We start from the raw sequence: 13,853 nt of genomic DNA on the forward strand, positions 1-13,853 counted from the left end.
CGAGCGGGGGCCGCCGGCTCATTCGACGCCGAGCGCGGCGAGCGCCTCGTCGACGGCGGCGGGGACGGCGCCGGCGATCACCTCGATCTCGAGGTAGAGGGCGATCTCGTCGGCGACCCACTCGAGTTCGATCGGGTCGTCGCCGGCCGACCGGTCGATGTCGTTGGCCGCGTAGTCGAACCAGCCCGCGAGCGACGCGAGTTCCGTCCGCGCCAGCCGCTCGTCGGCGCTGTCCGCCAGCGCGTCCTCGACGGCCGTCGCGGCCGCCGCTCGCAGCTCACTCACGTCCTCGACGCTCTCGACCGTCAGGTGGTCGTCGGCTGCGATCCGGTCGCGCAGCCGCTCGAAGGCGCCGACCTGTGCGAGGGTCTCGACCTGCCACAGGACCCGTCCGGGCAGGCCGGTCTCCGGCACGAACTCCCCCTCGTAGGGGAGTTCGCCGTGCAGTTGCCGCAGCGCCGCGCCGGCGACCGTCCCCTCCAGGTCGCCGCCGCCGTCGACGAGGTCCGGGAGGTCCGCGTGTTCGGCGGGTCTGTCGGCCATCCGCGAGTCGATCGTCTCGGCCAGCGAGTCGCGGGCGTCCGCGAACGTCGACTCCAGCGACCGCGGCTCCGCGAGCGAGGCGGCGAACTGTCTGTCGACGTGGCGGGCGTTTCCCAGCGCGGCTCGGGCCTGTTCGACCTCGCTCGCCCGTTCGCCGAGGACGAGCGGCGTGACGGGCGCCCGGTCGTCGCTCGCTCCGTCCCGGGCGTGGCGCTCGGCCTCGCGGACCCACTCCCCCACGAGCGCGTGGACGATCGCCGCCGCGACCGGGTCCTCGGGGTCGCCGACGAACTCCCGGCCGTCGCGGAACTCGCTGATGTCCTCGCGCACCGACGCCCGGGCCGAGCGCACGTCCGTCGCGGTCAACTCGTCCTCGACGGCGGCCCACGCGGCCTCGACCGCGCGGGCGGGACCGCGGGCGTGGGCGATCAGTTCGAGCCGCTCGCGCGTGTCCGTCTCGCGGACCGCCTCGGCGAGGTGCTCGCGGGCGTGTTCGGCGTGGTCGGCGATCGCCTCGCGCATCGCGCCGTTGGGGAGTTCGTCGGCGGTCAGCGGCAGCGGCGCCGCGTCGAGCATCGCGTGGGCGCGCTGCCGGGAGTCGGCGACGTGGGCGTCCGCCACCGCGACCGGCAGCGGGTGGGCGACCGTCGGTCCCCCGCGGTCGGCGACCCGGCCGAGCGCCGCCCCGTCGAGTTCCACCGGGTCCGGCTTCAGGGGGTTGGGCAGGGCGCCACAGCCCGCCAGCAGCGTCGCGCCGCCGAGCGCGAGCGCGCCGCGGCGGGTAACTCGGCCGCCCGGCGTCGACTCGTCGTCCGTCATCGGGACCCCCCGTCGGTGTCGGTCGGTGCCTCGGTGTCGGTCGGGGCGTTCCCGGCGGTCCCGGGGCCGGCGTCGGTCCCCGGCTGCGTCGCGGTCGACGGGCGGGGCTGGGGGACCGGTCGGGGGCCCTCCCGGCGGAAACACCGGCCGCTGGCGACGCCGGTCGCGCCCATCTCGAACTCGGACGGGTCGAGCGAGACCGGGAGCCGGGCGATGGTGACGTGGGCGTCGCGCGCGTCGGCCTCGCAGGCCACCTCGGCGCCCCGGAGGAAGCGGCCGTAGCGGGTCTCGACCTCGCCGTCCTCCCAGAAGACGGAGCACAGCACCAGGCGGTAGCACTCCCCCACCGAGCGTCCCTCGACCAGCAGCGTCTCGCTGTCGAAGTCGGTCTCGGCGACGAACTGTCGGGCGGTCTCGGGAGCGACGGACGACTCCGTCTCGGCCGCGCGGTCGGTGACCCGGAGCGTCTCGGCGGTCGGGGCGTCGCCGATCAGTCCTTCGAACTCCCGGTCGGACGGGTCGACCGTGCCGCCGGCGGTCGCCCGGTCGCCGGCCTCGGGGACGAACCACGCGAGCGGGTCGTCGTAGCCGGCTTCGTCGGCGCGGAGCGTCACGGATTCGAGGTCGTCGGCGCTGTCGCCGCCGCGGTCGGCGGGTGGCGTCGGCGAGCCGACGGCGGTACCGGCGTCGCCGCGGCCGGCGTCGGTCTCGCCGTCGGGACAGCCGGCCAGCCCGGCGGCCAGTCCGACCGCTGCCTGGAGGGCGCGGCGGCGGGTGAGTCGGGGCATCGACACGTCCTGGGCGCGTCGGCGGTAAATATCTCGTGGCTCGTCGCCCCGGGTGTACGACGCTCCACGTTGCGCCCGAGTGCCGCACGTTCAAGTACCGGGGCGGCCGAACGGGGTGGTATGTCCGGCTCCGAACTCGCGGCGCGCGTGCGATCGGCCAAGGATGTCGACCCCGAGGCGTTCGACCGGCGGGCCGCCGAGGAAGCCGAGCAGCTCAAGACGGCGGTGCGCGACGGCACCTTCGACAACACGGAGGCCATCGTCGGCCTCGAACTCGAGCTGTACGCCGTCGACGCCCGCTCGGGATCGCTCCGGCGGGTCCCCCGCGGGCTGCTCGACCTCATCGGCTTCGAGAAGGAGCTCGGCCTGCACAACGCCGAGATGCAGACCAGTCCCCAGCCGCTCAACGAGCACGGCCTCGCCGCCCAGGAGCACGAACTCAAGGCCAACCTCGCGCCCGCGCTGGAGCGGACCGCCCGCGACGACATCCGGCTGGTCAGCGACGGGATGTGGACCGTCCCGCCGACCGGCGAGACGTCCACGGAGTACCTCTGTGACTCGGTCGAACAGGACGGCGTCCGCATCGCGACCAACATGTCAGACGCCGCCCGCTACCACACGATGGCCAACACCGACTACCCGACGGGCATGCGCGTCGAGGCGCCCCACGTCTCGCTGTCGGCCGACACCGTCATGCCCGAGAGCCTCATCACCTCCATTCAACCGCACTACCAGATCCCCCACGCCCCGGACCTGCCGGAGTACTTCCGCTACGCGCTGCGAGTGGCCGGGCCGCTGCTCGCGCTCGGCGTCAACGCCCCGTTCTTCCCGCCGGACCTCTACGAGGACGCCGACGACGAGGAGATCGTCGCCGACGCCTGGATGGAGAACCGCATCACCGTCTTCGAGGACGTGCTCAACCCCGCCGACGACGAGGCACCCGACAAGGTGCGGTTCCCGCCGGACTTCGACAGCGTCGAGGCGGCCATCGACGACATCGTCGCCGACGAGACGATCGTCCCGATGGAGGTCGAGGCCGGCCAGCGCTTCGACGACGCCTTCGCCCACCTGCGGCACAAACACGGCAGCTACTGGCGGTGGATCCGCCCGGTCTTCGACGGCGCGACCGAGGCCCAGGCCAACGCCCGCATCGAGTTCCGCCCGCTGCCCGGCCAGCCGACCGTCCGCGACGCCGTCAGCTTCCAGGCCGTCTTCGCCGGCCTGCTCACCGCGCTCGTCAGCATCGAACACCCCGTCCGGGCGCTGGAGTGGGAGACCGCTCGCGAGAACTTCTACGCCGCCAGCCGCGAGGGGCTGGAGGCCGACCTCACCTGGATCACCTCCGACGGCGAGGAGACGACGGACCTCGACCACATCTACGGCGAGCTGTTCGAGGCCGCCCGGCAGGGCCTGGAGCGGCAGGGCCTCCCGACCGACGCCGCCCGCCGGTACGTCCGGCCGCTGCGCGAGCGGGCCGACCGCCGGATCACCCCCGCCCGCTGGAAACACGACCACGTCGCCGCCGCCGTCGAGGAGTCGGCCCCCCTCGCCGAGGCCATCTGGGGGATGCAGTCGACCTACGTCGACCACCAGGAGGAGACGCTGCTGGAGGGCACGTTCATCGACTGGCTCTGAGACGGCGCCCCGTCCTCACCGTCTTCGAGTGTACTGACGACGGTTCCCGCATCCCCTCCCTTTCGATCAGTACCGGTGAGAGACGAGCGGTTGCGGTGGCGCGCGCTGTCGCGTTTCATCGCGCGACCGGAGCCGCGCGAGGTCTTCGCGAGCCTGCGAGCGAAGGCTCGTCAGCGCGTGCTCTGACGGTGGATGAGCGAGTGAGCAGAGCGAACGAGCGAATCGGCTGGGGAGGGTCGTGGCCGTCTGCGGTCGCGGTGCGGGGCGGTCGCTGTTCCTGGCGGACTGAAAGGGCGAGGCGGGCTCGCGTCCACTTTAGTCGCCTGAGCGGGCACTACCCGAGCGAAGCGAGGGTATCCCGCTCAGCGACCGCGAGCGCGCCGAGGGCTTTCGTCGCTTGCTGTCGACTGCGGTAGCGACTCCAGTTAGCGAGCGCGCCGAGGGCTTTCGTCGCTTGCTGTCAGCTGCAGTTGCGGTCGAGACGACTGCTAGCGAGCGCGTCGAGGGCTTTCGTCGCCTGCTATCCCCTGCGATCACTCCCGCACAATGTCAGTTCTCGGACGAGGGGTTTCGAGGTCCCGTCATTCGGTTCCGACTCACTCCTCGTCGAGCTGGGCCTCGACGCGGTCCCTGAGTGCGTCGGCGTGTTCCTTGGCCGTCGCGGCGTGGGTCGAGTCCTCCGTCTCGACGAGGCGCTCGACCGCCTCCCGGAGCGCGAGGAAGTCCTCGGGCTCGTTCTCGAAGAAGTTCCCGAGCTGGTCGACGTGTTCCCGGGCCGCCGAGGCGTTGGTCTCATTGTATCCGACCTCGAGCCCGGCGAGACGGGCGTCTAGGTCTTCCAGCGTCTCCAGCACCCGCTCGTACGGCCCCGGCGCCATGTACGACCCTTCCTCCCCATGGGATAAAAACTACTGTGGTGCCAGCGAGCGCCGACCGCCACACCCCGGCGGGGTGGGGGGCCCGGACGGGCGCCCACCGTGGCGAGCGCGGCGTCCGTTGCGCCGGGCGCGACCGCCGCTGTGTCGATCCGTGCGCCCGACGGGACCGGGCCGCCGCTCACTCGACGCGCGCGTCGACGACGACGTGGGCCACGCCCTCGCTGTAGCCCTTGACGCGCCGAGTTTCGAGCACCTCGACCGAGCGCCCGTGCTCGTCGACCGCGCCCCGGAGCCGTTCGACGGGTCGGTCGGGCACCAGCGCCTCCGGCGTCGCCTCGTGCATGTGGACGACGCCGCCGGGCTCCAGCGCCCCGAGCGCGCTGTCGAGGTACTCGTGGGCCTCGTAGTAGCCCATCACGACCCGGTCGGCGCGCACGTCCGTCGCCGCGTCGACCTGCTCCAGCACGTCCCGGCAGTCCGCCCGGTAGGGCTGGACGCGGTCGGCGACGCCGTTCCGGCGGACGTTCTCCAGCAGGTACTCGAAGGACGCGGGGTTGCGCTCGACGGCGGTCACCTCCGCGCCCGCGCGGGCCATCGGGAGCGCGAAGTAGCCGATGCCGGCGAACATGTCGACGACGCGCTCGCCCTCCTGTACTACGTCGCCCATCCGCGCCCGCTCGGCCTTGTTCCCCGGCGAGAACATCACCTCCGCCAGGTCCATCGCGTAGGTGGTACCGTGCTCGCGGTGGACCGTCTCGGTGTCGCCCTCGCCGGCCAGCACCGTCACGTCGGGCTCGCGGTGGGCGCCCGTGATCGGCCCGCGAGCCAGCACGGTGTCTGCCGCGCCGTGCAGATCCAGCAGCGCCTCGCCCAGCTCCTCGGGCCGGGGCGCGTCCCCGGGGTCGACGAGGACGACCGTCCCCAGCACGGCCCACGAGGCGGGGGCCCGGTCGATCTCCTCGTCCGTCCAGCCGCGTTCGCGGAGGTAGTCGGCCAGGTCCCGGCGGCGCGGCTCGCCGACCTGGCGGACGACCTCGCGGTAGTCGACGGCGTCGGGGACCGCCGTCACCGGGACCGAGACGCTGCCCTCGTCGTACTCGCGGACCGAGCGGTCGGCGTCGTAGACGCCCGCCCGCTCCAGGTCGTCGATGACCGCCTCCGCGCGGGGCTTGTCGACGACCACCGCCAGTCGCTCGTCGCGCTCGTCCATCTACCCGTCGGGAGGCGACCGACGGCCGAAACGGTTTCGGGTCGGTTCGGTCGGGGGGCCGCTCAGGTCGACTCGGGCTCGCGGTCGCGGCCGGGCGCCCGCGAACGGTCGCTCGACGGCGCCCGGGACTCGTCGGCGGCGGCCGGCTCGCGGGCGGACACGGACCCGGCGGTCCCCGACGGGTCGTCGCCCGGGCGACCGTCGCTCGGCCGCCCGTCGGTCGCGTCCTCGGTCGCCAGCAGCGCGTCCAGGCGGCGCTCGAACTCGGTCTGGTCGATCTCGCCGTTCGCGAACCGCTCGCGGAGCGTCTCGACGGGGTCGTCGCCCGCCGACTCCCCGCCGTCCGACGCTCCGCCGTCGAGCATCGAGGGGAGGTCGACGCTCCGGTCGCCGAGCGACCCCGGCAGGTCGACCGGCGACAGGTCCAGGACGACCCACGCGAGGATGGCGGTCACCGGCGTCGCGAACAGCCAGCCCGTCACCGCGATCTCCAGGGCGGTCACGACGCCGGCGTTGAACAGCGCCAGCAGGGCGACCGGCAGCGTCGCGACGGCGATCAGCACCGGCAGGAGCGCGACGAACCGGCGGGTCACGGTCCCGAGCGAACGGAGGGCCTCGAACATGTGTCGACCCACCGGCCGAACCACGAAAAAAGTTGCCGCCCGCGGGTCAGGAGTCGGTGCCGGCCGGCGACAACCCCGTCAGTCCCGGCGGGAGTTCTCGTCGGTCCGGTCGGCGTCGGCTCGCCTCAGTCCCCGCCGGCGTCGACGGCGTCGACGGCGTCGTCGGGGAGGACGTGCAGCCCCTCGCGGTGTTTGATCACGGGGACCTCGTCGGCGTCGGGGTCGAAGTAGTCCGGTCGCGGGACGGTCTCTGCCGCGTAGGTCTCGGGATCGAGCACCTGCACGGCGTTCTCGTCCTCGACGGCGACGACCGTGGTCTCGGCGGCGTCCTCGCGGGTGCCGAGCCGGCGGGCCTCCGGCGCGTCGCCGTCCTCGAAGCTCGCCTCGTAGTCCTCGCCGGTGGCGAGGCGGGTCCCCTTGAGGTTGCCCCGGACGCTGCGGACCAGCACCGGCCCGTCGCCGTCCTCGGGATCGATGACCTCCCCCGCTCTGTAGCGGGGCAGGCGGACGGCGAAGGTCACGCGGTAGACCTCGTTGCCGTCGGAGTCCTCCGTCACGAGCGTCTCGTAGTCCTCGAAGCTCCCGCCCAGGCGGTCGACGATCCGCTTGGCGATCCCCTGGCCCATCTGGTTGGTGGAGATCTTCATGTTCAGCCCCTCGTCGACCTCGTCGACCTCCGTGATGAACGCGTTGCGGTCGCCGGTGGCCTCCCGGTCGGCGACGTACGCCTCGGCGACCTCCCGAGCAGTCTCCTGCTCCTCGTCGGTCGGCGTGCGCTCGTCGGCGCGGACCTGCACGATGGCGGCGTAGGAGCCCCCGGCGATCCGGCCGCACCGTTCGCAGGTCTGGCGGGCGATCTTGACGGGGACGACCACCTCCTCGGAGACGAGCGTCCCGCGGACCACGCCGGAGAACTGGCAGTGCATCCTGATGTTGTTCTCGTCGACCTGCTCGGGGGCGACCTCCCAGCTCACGTCGGTCGCCTCGAGGTGGACGCCCAGCGCCTCCGAGACCTCCTCGACGGCGATGTCGGTGTAGTCCTCGGCGCCCACGTCGACCCAGCGGTTGCCCCGGTGGACCGCGCCGCAGCGCGAGCAGACGCGCACGTCGATGCGGTCGGGCGCGTCCACGAGGTCGAACTCCGCGAAGTAACAGTCGTCGCAGAGCACGCTGTCGCCGTCCCGCGGCCCCGCCGCCCCCGGCGCCGCCGGTCGGGCGTCGAGGTCCGCCTCTATCTCGTCCCCGCAACGGGGGCAGAACTCGCCGGAGCGACTCATTGCCCCGCCGTACTGGCCTCGCGCGGTTAAGCGTCGCGTTCCCGGTCGAGCGTCGCCCGCCGATCGGCGACGCCGGACGACGCCGCGGTCGCCGGGAAACTTAACCCCGAGCCGCCCAACCCCGGTGGTATGCCCGTCCAGACAGGCGCTCGCCCGGCGGTCGGCGACGCCGCGCCGCCCCGTCCGGGGTGGTGCCCGTGCTGACGAAAGCCGTCGAGTCGGTGAAGGTCTTCGCCGAGAACAACCCCTCGCTGCGGGACCTCGCGCGGGGCCGGCGACGACGGTTCGACGACGTGGAGTGCGTCCTCCCCTCCCGCGTCGCCGCGGCGGAGTCGCTGTCGGCCACCGTCTCGGTCTGGGACGAGTACCTCCGGCTGCTCCCCGACTACGACGGCACGCTCGCCGTCGACAGCACCGACCCCGAGGCGGCCCACCCCGAGGAGATCGACTTCGGGCTGACCGACGAGGCCGTTACGGAGCTTTCGGGAGTCGCCTTCGAGACGCCTGGGGTCCAGTACCTGACGCTCACCGACGAGTCGGGCCGGCGGTTCACCAGCAACCCCGTCCAGGTGTTCGACTCGGAGCCCGACCGGCGCCTGTACTGGGGCGACATCCACCTCCACTCGCAGTTCTCCGACGGCGCGGGGTCGATGAGCAAGGGGTTCCGGTTCGGCCGCGACGTGATGGATCTGGACGTGGCCGCCTACACCGACCACGACACGATGGGGTTTTTCATCCCGCCGAAGCTCCAGCGCCGCCGGATGCACGGCGGGTACTTCGAGGACATGAAGACCGTCACGAACCACTTCCACGACCCCGGGGAGTTCGTGACGCTGTTCGGCTACGAGTGGACCAAACAGCCGAACATGGGCGGGCACGTCAACGTCTACTTCGAGGGGGTCGAGGAGGCCGAGCTGTTCGACTCGCTGGACACCGACACGAATCGCTACGAGAAGCTCTTTCGCCGGCTGCAGGCGTGGCGCGAGGAGACCGGCAACGAGGTGCTGGCCATCCCCCACCACCCCGCCGAGGCGATGTACCCCTTCGACTTCTCGAACGTCGACTACGACGACGACATCGCGCCGCTCGTCGAGGTCTATTCGCAGTGGGGCTCCAGCGAGATGCCGGCCGACGAGGGCAACCCCAAGCCCGTCCGGATGGGCCAGGGCGAGATGGGCACGCCGGGCCACTACGTCCAGGACGCCCACGAGCTGGGCTACCGCGTCGGGATGATGGGGTCGTCGGACTTCCACGCGCCCAGGCCGGGCCGGTCGCACATCCACCTGCCGCCGCATCTCCCCTCCCTGTCGGACATCTGGGAGGACGGGATCGGCTGGGGCCACATCTGGCGGATCTGGGACGAGGGGTCGTATCCGGGCGGCCTGACGGGTTTCTACGCCGAGGACCTGTCCCGGGAGTCGGTCTTCGAGAGCCTGCGCTCGCGGCGGGTGTACGCGACCAGCCAGCCCCACCGGATCCTCGTCGAGTTCGCCGTCGACGGGACGCAGGTCGGCGAGGCCGACAGCGCCGTCGTCGCCGACGGCGAGCGCACCGTCGAGTGGCTGGTCGCCGGGACCGCCCCCATCGAACGGGTGACGGTCGTGAAGAACAACGCCGACTGGCACGTCGTCGGCGGGACCGCCGACGAGTCGGCCGACCTGGACGCCTACACCGAGGCCGGCGAGGTCACAGACGACGAGCCCGTGACCGGGATGTTCTGGGACGCCGACCGGACGAGCGGTTCCGGACCGACGAGTGATTCCGGGCCGACAGGCGGGGACGCGCCGGGCGAGGAGCGCGGCAGCGACGCCGACGTGTACTACCTCCGGGTCGAGCAGGCCGACGACGGGATGGCCTGGGCCGGACCGGTCTGGGTCGAGCCCGGAGCCTGACGGGGGGATCGCGGAGGCGGTCGGCGCCGTCGCGTCGGCGACTCGGCTATCACCGTTGAGAATCGCGCACGAACGCTTTACACGGAGTACTCCTCCGTATCGCACGATGACATCGGATGCACCTTCTCTCCTGCCGGGGGTGATCAGGCGGTCGTACGCCGCTCGCCTCGGCGCGGCGCTCGCGGTCGCAGTGGTGGTGATGGTCGGCTTCGGGGCCGTCATCAGCACGCAGGCCTCGGCGACGCTCCAGGACGACGTGGAGGGCGACCTGCGGACCCTCTCGGAGACGCGGACCGACGAACTCGACGCGTGGATCGGGAGCGTCCAGCGCGAGGCCGTGCTCACCTCGCAACTGGAGGCCGTCCGCTCGGGCGACGGCGCGGCCGTCGACCGGGCGCTGACCGAACAGATCGAGTCCGGCGCCGTCCCGCCGGACGTGGCCGCGATCCACTACCTCGACACGGAGTCGATGGTGTTCACAGAGAGCACGAACGACGAGTTCGAGGGAGTCAGCCCCGCCGAGCAGGGCGCGCCGTTCGCGACCGACCCGCCCGAATTCGACGGGCCGGACGATACCTACGTCACGGAGCCGTTCGCCGTGCCGGCGGCCGACCACCCGGTCGTCGCCGTCGTGACGCCCGTCCCGGGCGTCGAGGACCGCGCGCTCGTGTTCATGACGGACCTCGCGGCGCGGTCGCAGGCGCTCGCGGACGCGAACGACGACACCTCGACGGTCGTGGTCAACGCCGCCGGGCAGTACGTCGCCCACCCGAACGCGAGCAGGATCCTCACGCCCCACGAGGGCCACGAGGTGAACGCGTCGGCCCCTGCGGGCGCGACGACGTTCATGGACATGGGCGACACCCTCATGGCGAGCACGGGGATGGAGACCAGGGACTGGACCGTCATGATCCACTCGTCGAAGTCGACCGCCTACGCGCTCGGGTCGCAGATCAACTCCGACCTCGTGGGGCTGGTCCTGCTGGCGATCATCAACCTCGGGCTCGTCGGCGTCACCGTCGGGAGCAACACGCTCATCTCGCTGCGGCGGGTCGCCGACCGGGCGGAGTCGATGGCGGGCGGCGACCTCGAGGTCGACCTCGCGACGACCCGCGAGGACGAGATCGGACGGCTCTACCGGTCGTTCCAGGAGATGCGCGACTCCATCCGCGAGCAGATCGCCGAGACGGAGGAGGCCCGCGCCGAAGCGGAGGAGGCCCGCGCCGACGCCGAGGAGGCACGGGAGCGCGCCGAACGGGAGGCCGCCGAGATGGAGTCGATGACGACCCACCTGGAGACCAAGGCCGCCGAGTACGGCGACGTGCTCTCGGGGGCGGCCGACGGCGACCTGACTCGCCGGGTCGACCCGGCGAGCGACAACGCCTCGATGGCGTCGGTCGGCGAGAGCATCAACGAGACGCTCGACGCCCTGGAGGAGACCATCGCGCGGACGAAGTCGTTCGCCGACGACGTGTCCTCGGCCAGCGAGCGGGTCGGGAGCAACGCCGAGCGGGTCGACCAGGCCAGCGAGCAGGTGCGGTCGTCGATCGGGGAGATCTTCGAGGGGACGACCGAGCAGTCCGAGCGCCTGGAGGACGCCGCCGGCGAGATGGAGAACCTCTCGGCGACGGCCCAGCAGGTCGCCTCCTCGGCCCAGCAGGTCGCGACGACCTCCCAGCAGGCCGCCGAGGTCGGCGAGGAGGGCCGCGAGGCCGCCAAGCGCGCCATCGAGGAGATGGGCGCCATCGAGGGCGAGACCGAACAGACCGTCGCGGCGATCAACGATCTGGACGACGAGCTCGACGAGATCGGCCAGATCGTGAGCGTCATCACGGAGATCGTCGAGCAGACGAACATGCTGGCGCTCAACGCCTCCATCGAGGCGGCTCACGCCGACGGGGACGGCGCCGGCTTCGCGGTCGTCGCCGACGAGATCAAGGGGCTGGCCGAGGAGACCAAGGAGGCCGCCGGCGACATCGAGGACCGCATCGAGGCCATCCAGTCCCAGGCCGGCGAGACCGTCGAGCGGATGGAGTCGACCAGCGAGCGGGTGACCGACGGCGTCGGGACGGTCGAGGAGGCCGTCGACGCCCTGGAGACCATCGTCGAGTACACCGAGGAGGTCGACACCGGCATCCAGGAGATCGACGACGCGACGGCCGAACAGGCCCGCACCGCACAGGACGTGATGGGCACCATCGACGAGCTGACGGCGATCAGCCAGCAGACCGCGACGGAGGCGGACACGGTGGCCGGGGCGGCCGACGACCAGTCCCAGTCCATCGACGAGGTGGCCACCTCCGCTCAGGAGTTGCGCCGGCAGGCGGCGGAGCTGGCCGACGCGCTGTCGCGCTTCGAGACGCGGACCGGCGTCGAGACGGGACCGACTGCGACCGCGGCCACGGACGACTGACAATGCTCGGACTCACAACCTGGTTCACCATCGGCACGCTCGGAATGGTCGTCGGGACCGCCATGCTCGCCTACGGGGTAACGCTGGTCCCCGACGAACGGAAGCGGACGCTCGCGCTCGCGGCGGTGGTCCCGGCGATCGCCGCCGTCGCCTACGCGCTCATGGCGCTGGGCTTCGGCGGCCTGACGACCGGCGACGGCGCGACCGTCTTCGTCCCGCGGTACGTCGACTGGCTGCTCACGACGCCGATCCACGTGGCGATCATCGCCCTGGTGGTCGGCGCGTCGACCGGCCTGATCGCGCGGCTCGCGACGCTGCAGGCGCTGACGATCGTCTTCGGCTTCGTCGGCGCGACGCTCGCGGCCCCGCTGAACTGGGCGCTGTACCTGGTCGGCGGCGCCTGTTTCGGAGCCGTCGTCTACCTGCTGTACGGCGACTGCGAGGCGCTGGCCGCCGGGGAGTCCGACGACGTGGCCGCGCTGTTCCGCAAGCTCCGCTCGTTCGTCGTCGTCCTCTGGCTGGTCTACCCGGTGATCTGGCTGCTCGCGCCCGCCGGGGTCGGGCTCATGGACACCGAGACGGCCGCGCTGGTCGTCACCTACATCGACGTGGTCGCGAAGGTCGGCTTCGGCCTCATCGCGATCAACGACTTCGCCAGCATGGCCGTCGCGACGGACGAGACCGCCGACACGACCGTCGGCGACGCGGGCGTCGCGGACTGACGGCGCGACCATCTAGTTTTTCGGGGGTAGCCGGTTCCGAACGACGGCCCCGCCGCTGGCGGGTCGAGCGCGCGGAGAACGGGCGACGGCCGTGGGGCCGTCGACAGTGAGCGGACGGTGCCGTCACCGGGCCGGCCGGGCGCCGGTCAGTGGATGCCCATCGCTTCGATCTGTTCCTGGTAGCGGTTCCGGATGGTGACCTCCGTCACCTGGGCCACGTCGGCGACCTCGCGCTGTGTCTTCTTCTCGTTGCACAAAAGCGAGGCGGCGTAGATGGCCGCGGCGGCGTAGCCGGTCGGGGACTTGCCCGAGAGCAGGCCCTTCTCGGCGGTCACGTCGATGATCTCGTTGGCCTTGGCCTGGACCTCCTCGGACAGTTCCAGCTCGGAGACGAACCGGGGGACGTACTGCTTGGGGTCGACCGGCTCCATCTTGAGGGACAGTTCCTGGGCGACGTAGCGATAGGTGCGGCCGATCTCCTTCTGCTCGACGCGGGAGACCTCCGAGACCTCCTCGAGCGAACGGGGGATGTCCTCCTGGCGGCAGGCGGCGTAGAGGCAGGCGGTGGCGACGCCCTCGATGGAGCGGCCGCGGATGAGGTCCTCGTCGAGCGCCCGCCGGTAGATGACCGACGCGACCTCGCGGACCGACCGGGGCACGCCCAGCGCGGAGGCCATCCGGTCGATCTCCGAGAGCGCGAACTGGAGGTTGCGCTCGCCGGCGTCCTTGGTGCGGATGCGCTCCTGCCACTTGCGCAGGCGGTGCATCTGGGACCGTTTCTCCGACGACAGGGAGCGACCGTAGGCGTCCTTGTCCTTCCAGTCGATCTGGGTGGTCAGCCCCTTGTCGTGCATCGTCTGGGTCGTCGGCGCGCCGACCCGCGACTTCTCCTGCCGCTCGCTGTGGTTGAACGCCCGCCACTCCGGGCCGCGGTCGATGTTGCCCTCGTCGATGATCAGTCCGCAGTCCTCGCAGACGATCTCCCCGCCGTCCCCGCGCGTCACGAGCGCGGACGTCGCGCACAAGGGGACCGGGTGGGGGTAGGCCGGCGCG

Annotated in this window: 11 protein-coding genes; 4 read left to right on the forward strand and 7 right to left on the reverse strand. The window is 72.0% G+C overall.

The window, feature by feature from the left end; genetic code table 11:
* Positions 1–18 precede the first annotated feature (18 nt).
* The gene (locus tag E3328_RS15105; protein WP_135365450.1) at positions 19–1,362 is read right to left on the reverse strand and encodes a hypothetical protein; all 1,344 of its coding nucleotides are present in this window, start codon (positions 1,360–1,362) and stop codon (positions 19–21) included.
* Positions 1,359–2,150, reverse strand: coding sequence for a hypothetical protein (locus E3328_RS15110; RefSeq protein WP_135365451.1), 792 nt, complete (start codon positions 2,148–2,150; stop codon positions 1,359–1,361). The genes E3328_RS15105 and E3328_RS15110 overlap by 4 nt, the downstream gene beginning before the upstream one ends.
* Positions 2,151–2,270: 120 nt before the next feature.
* Here E3328_RS15110 and E3328_RS15115 point away from each other — a divergent pair, with 120 nt between their 5' ends.
* The gene (locus E3328_RS15115) at positions 2,271–3,785 is read left to right on the forward strand and encodes a glutamate-cysteine ligase family protein (protein ID WP_135365452.1); all 1,515 of its coding nucleotides are present in this window, start codon (positions 2,271–2,273) and stop codon (positions 3,783–3,785) included.
* A 596-nt stretch (positions 3,786–4,381) separates the two neighbouring features.
* Here E3328_RS15115 and E3328_RS15120 read toward each other — a convergent pair.
* The 4 genes from E3328_RS15120 to E3328_RS15135 all read right to left on the reverse strand — a co-directional run bounded on the left by E3328_RS15120 (position 4,382) and on the right by E3328_RS15135 (position 7,773).
* Positions 4,382–4,663, reverse strand: a complete 282-nt coding sequence (locus tag E3328_RS15120) for a hypothetical protein (protein WP_135365453.1) — start codon at positions 4,661–4,663, stop codon at positions 4,382–4,384.
* Positions 4,664–4,841: 178 nt separating this feature from the next.
* Positions 4,842–5,873, reverse strand: coding sequence for a class I SAM-dependent methyltransferase (locus E3328_RS15125; protein ID WP_135365454.1), 1,032 nt, complete (start codon positions 5,871–5,873; stop codon positions 4,842–4,844).
* A 62-nt stretch (positions 5,874–5,935) separates the two neighbouring features.
* Positions 5,936–6,496, reverse strand: coding sequence for an SHOCT domain-containing protein (locus E3328_RS22590; protein ID WP_246023022.1), 561 nt, complete (start codon positions 6,494–6,496; stop codon positions 5,936–5,938).
* A gap of 125 nt (positions 6,497–6,621) precedes the next feature.
* On the reverse strand, positions 6,622–7,773 hold the full coding sequence (locus E3328_RS15135; protein ID WP_135365455.1) for a 60S ribosomal export protein NMD3: 1,152 nt from the start codon (positions 7,771–7,773) through the stop codon (positions 6,622–6,624).
* A gap of 197 nt (positions 7,774–7,970) precedes the next feature.
* Between E3328_RS15135 and E3328_RS15140 the strand changes: the two genes are divergently transcribed.
* From E3328_RS15140 to E3328_RS15150, 3 genes are all read left to right on the forward strand, one after another.
* A complete protein-coding gene (locus tag E3328_RS15140) occupies positions 7,971–9,665 on the forward strand; it encodes a DUF3604 domain-containing protein (protein WP_135365456.1) in 1,695 nt (564 codons plus the stop codon).
* 106 nt (positions 9,666–9,771) lie between these two features.
* The gene (locus E3328_RS15145) at positions 9,772–12,078 is read left to right on the forward strand and encodes a methyl-accepting chemotaxis protein (protein ID WP_135365457.1); all 2,307 of its coding nucleotides are present in this window, start codon (positions 9,772–9,774) and stop codon (positions 12,076–12,078) included.
* A gap of 2 nt (positions 12,079–12,080) precedes the next feature.
* A complete protein-coding gene (locus E3328_RS15150; RefSeq protein ID WP_135365458.1) occupies positions 12,081–12,800 on the forward strand; it encodes a bacteriorhodopsin in 720 nt (239 codons plus the stop codon).
* 146 nt (positions 12,801–12,946) lie between these two features.
* Here E3328_RS15150 and E3328_RS15155 read toward each other — a convergent pair whose 3' ends face one another.
* Positions 12,947–13,825: a transcription initiation factor IIB gene (locus E3328_RS15155; RefSeq protein ID WP_394345913.1), complete on the reverse strand. Its 879-nt coding sequence runs from the start codon at positions 13,823–13,825 to the stop codon at positions 12,947–12,949.
* Between the last annotated feature and the right edge of the window lie 28 nt (positions 13,826–13,853).

Source organism: Halosimplex halophilum (assembly GCF_004698125.1).
Taxonomy (GTDB): domain Archaea; phylum Halobacteriota; class Halobacteria; order Halobacteriales; family Haloarculaceae; genus Halosimplex; species Halosimplex halophilum.